The sequence below is a fragment of the Gilliamella sp. Occ4-3 genome (assembly GCF_001690675.1).
Classification (GTDB): Bacteria; Pseudomonadota; Gammaproteobacteria; order Enterobacterales; family Orbaceae; genus Gilliamella; species Gilliamella bombi.
Window position 1 is genome coordinate 1 of record NZ_LZHR01000056.1, and the last position, 2,557, is coordinate 2,557.

General features: G+C 36.0%; 4 protein-coding genes and 1 pseudogene. 1 reads left to right on the forward strand and 4 read right to left on the reverse strand.

The genetic code is table 11. From position 1 onward, the window contains the following. Together A9G44_RS06515 and A9G44_RS06520 are read right to left on the reverse strand one after the other, a co-directional pair. Positions 1-417: IS3 family transposase (locus tag A9G44_RS06515; protein WP_143426329.1), on the reverse strand; the 417-nt coding region annotated here is incomplete at its 3' end. Further along, positions 417-674, reverse strand: coding sequence for a transposase (locus A9G44_RS06520; protein ID WP_034909955.1), 258 nt, complete (start codon positions 672-674; stop codon positions 417-419). The genes A9G44_RS06520 and A9G44_RS06515, both read right to left, overlap by 1 nt. Before the next feature lie 303 nt (positions 675-977). Between A9G44_RS06520 and A9G44_RS06525 the strand changes: the two are divergent. Beyond that, a pseudogene (locus A9G44_RS06525) lies at positions 978-1,718 on the forward strand (IS3 family transposase); the annotation flags it as partial. Positions 1,719-1,829: 111 nt separating this feature from the next. On the opposite strand, the gene A9G44_RS06530 reads toward A9G44_RS06525, so the two are convergent. Next, entirely contained in the window at positions 1,830-2,393 is a 564-nt protein-coding gene (locus tag A9G44_RS06530; RefSeq protein WP_065609922.1) for a hypothetical protein, read from the reverse strand. A gap of 23 nt (positions 2,394-2,416) precedes the next feature. After that, on the reverse strand, positions 2,417-2,557 hold a 141-nt coding region (locus tag A9G44_RS06535; protein WP_143426330.1), incomplete at its 5' end, for an IS3 family transposase.

Sequence of the window (2,557 nt, forward strand, 5' to 3'; positions counted from 1 at the left end):
AACATTGAATGTCCTAAAGCGACGTTGATTACGGCTACTATCACTCATAAAATCCATTGACCAACATTCACCTTGTTTATTAGGCACCAATAGCTTTTCCGGGCATCGTGGAGGAATGCGTTTTTTTCGTTTTACTCTGAGATTAAGCTTTAATTCACAATACACCCGATAAACACGCTTATGGTTCCATTGATAGCCGAGCTTTCTGATACGATTAAAGCATTTAGGAAAGCCCCAGCGTAAATGCCGGTCTGTGATAGCATTCAATACCGAAACAATCACCGAATCATCCTGTAACTTAGGTTGATAATAGTAAGCACAACGGCTTAAGCCAACAATGGCACAACTCATAGCAATAGTAACTGAATGATTTTGTTGTAGTTGCTGTGCCCACGTTTTACGTGCCTTTGTGGGCACTAAAGCTTTTTTATGATTTCTTCCTGAAGCTGTGATTTTAAGCTCAGCTCGGCAAACATCTGCTTAAGTTTGCGGTTTTCAGCCTCCAGCTCTTTTAAGCGTTTGATATCCGAAGTTTCCATTCCGCCGTATTTTTCCCGCCATTTATAAAAAGTTGAATTACCCATGCCATATTTACGGCAGAGTTCCTTGACAGGAATACCTGCTTCAGCTTCTTTTAAAATAGCGACGATTTGATGTTCAGTCATTTTTTTCATAATTAAATCCCCTTTTACTTTTATCATAGATAATTTTCTACTTTTTTGCTGTACTATTTTAGGGGATAGTTACACAATCGAAGATCCGGAAACTGATAAATTTGTCAAAACGGTTTGGAAGTTATTTAAAAAAGGGACAAAAAAGCTGTATTTTATTGATAGAGAAACGGGTAAAGTACAGGAAAAACCTGAGACTCGTTTTTTTGCCTGGTCTGATGCAGCAAAAAAATTTAATGGTGAAAATGGGCATTATTTAACTAATCATGCTTTTGCTTATTTTATTCCAAAGCAACCTTAATACAGTATTGGCAACATAAAGCCCGTTTGGGTGCACCAAGCCTGCTTCATGAAGCAAGGGAAGTGGGCTATCAAGTTTCAGAAAGGACAATTAGCCGTGTTTTGCAACAATTGGGATTACGTAGTTTGAGATGACATAGTAAAGCAGCACGTAAATTCAAGTATAAAACAGACACGGCTCATCACAATATTGTGCCCAACACGTTAGATAGACAATTTAACCCTGATAAGCCGAATACGACATGGGTAACCGATATTACTTATATTAAAACGGGGGAAGGTTGGTTATATTTGTCGGTGATTATCGATTTATATGGACGAAAAGTGATTGCTAGGCAAACCAGTCGCTACATAGACCGTCATTTAGTGTGTAATACATTAAAACAAGCCTTATTTCGGCGTCACTTTCCTAAAAATGTACTCATTCATAGTGACCAAGGAAGCCAATATTGCAGTGCTGATTTCAAGCAATTATTGTTACAATATGGGCTAAGGCAAAGCATGAGTCGAAGAGGAAACTGCTTTGATAATGCGGTTGTTGAGAGTTTTTTTCATACACTCAAAACCCATATTATTCATGACTGTTACTACAAAACGAGGAAGCAGGCTAATAAAGCACTATTTGAATATATTGAAATCTATTATAATCGGATACGCCGTCATTCAGCCAATGGCTGGGTATCACCTGAACAATATGAACAACAATATTACCAAAACGAAAAAATGATAGAGGCGGGCACTGTCTAATATTTTGGCAAGGATCAAGCTGATGTTTTTAATAAGCCTGTCTAGGGCATAGTAGTAGTCGATATTATTGCTACTGAATATTTATTTATATGTTTTATTTTAATTAAATAGTTATGAAAGCTCTATTTCCCTTGAAAAATCGAAAGCAAGTAGGCCTGCTTCTTCAACTCGCTGTTTAAATTTATCTGTCACAAACACTCGGCTAATATCTTCTTCAATTGAAAAAATATATTCCTCTGTAATATTTTCGGCTATTAATACAGGTTTTTCAATTAGTAATCCTTGATCTGCTTCCTTGTATATTGATTTTTCTCTATCTAAACATCCTGATAAAGGATTGGTTGGGTAGTATCCAAAGAACTGTTTTCTTTTGCTTTCAGTGATGACAGACAGTATTTGTCCCTTTACCAGTAGAATATCTTCTAGTTTTTCTAAAGTCAGCTGGCTGCAAATATAAAAGGGTCTCAATGATCCACTAAAATCTAGCTTGTAATTTTTTTTACCAGTATCACTTCTGTGTAATTCAAGTTTTATCGGTTCGTATCTCTCAAAAGATTTCCATTTTTGATCCATTGCTATACCCATAATACCTTCTGTCTTATTTGGATCCCAGTCCTGAATAAATGATGAGTAATTTCTTGTATCAGATTTCAAAAAATATATTTTATTAATCATAGTATGTGATCCTCGCCAAAATATTAGACAGTGCCCGCCTCTATCATTTTTTCGTTTTGGTAATATTGTTGTTCATATTGTTCAGGTGATACCCAGCCATTGGCTGAATGGCGGCGTATCCGATTATAATAGATTTCAATATATTCAAATAGTGCTTTATTAGC